Genomic DNA, 668 nt, shown 5'->3' on the forward strand with positions numbered 1-668 from the left:
GCACGTTCAAAATTTGGAATGTATTCTTTCGCTAATTGCTCAATATAAGCCGTTTCTAATTCTCTCCAATGCGCAATTAACTTTCTCCCTGTTCCTTGTACACCTTGTTGTTGCAAGGCTCTATCCATTCCGACACGCCTCGTTAATCCTCGACTACTTTCGAAATTCGGTACATAGTTAATATGTAAATGCGGATTGGCTTCATCATCATGTAAAACCATGTTATAAACTACTAAATTTGGATTTCGCTCCTGAAACGCCTCAGCATAGTGCTTCAGCGCCTCCTTTTTGGTCTCCCTATACTTTGGGTCGTCTTTGCCTTCCCCAATCGCTACAACGAGTTCTCGTTGCTCATGCGTCTTATCGTCTTTATGTATTTTGTCATAGTAGTCATCAATCTTACGGTCATTCCGTTTTTGTTTCTCGTTATACTTGTCCACCGCTTCTTGAAAGACATCCTTGTACACACTTCGGATGTCCTTTTGAACAAAGTAAATATTCTCGTGTAACCTGGCTGGATCTATGCCAGGATTCCCATGAATATTTTCTCTGTTATTGTGACTCAATGAACTTTGGTGAGATTGATTAAATGAGATAGAACCCAACATAAAGTGCCACCACTTTCCCTAGATTAATTGATACCATAAGTCTAGCAAAGCGATGAAATG

1 protein-coding gene is annotated in these 668 nt (G+C 40.0%); it reads right to left on the reverse strand.

Features of this window, described 5'->3' with window-relative positions:
• Positions 1 to 608: plasmid recombination protein (locus ACM6HU_RS00005; RefSeq protein WP_414847938.1), on the reverse strand; the 608-nt coding region annotated here is incomplete at its 3' end.
• Positions 609 to 668 lie beyond the last annotated feature (60 nt).

The organism is Bacillus sp. IT-79MI2, assembly GCF_949768135.1.
GTDB lineage: Bacteria > Bacillota > Bacilli > Bacillales > Bacillaceae_G > Bacillus_A > Bacillus_A pseudomycoides.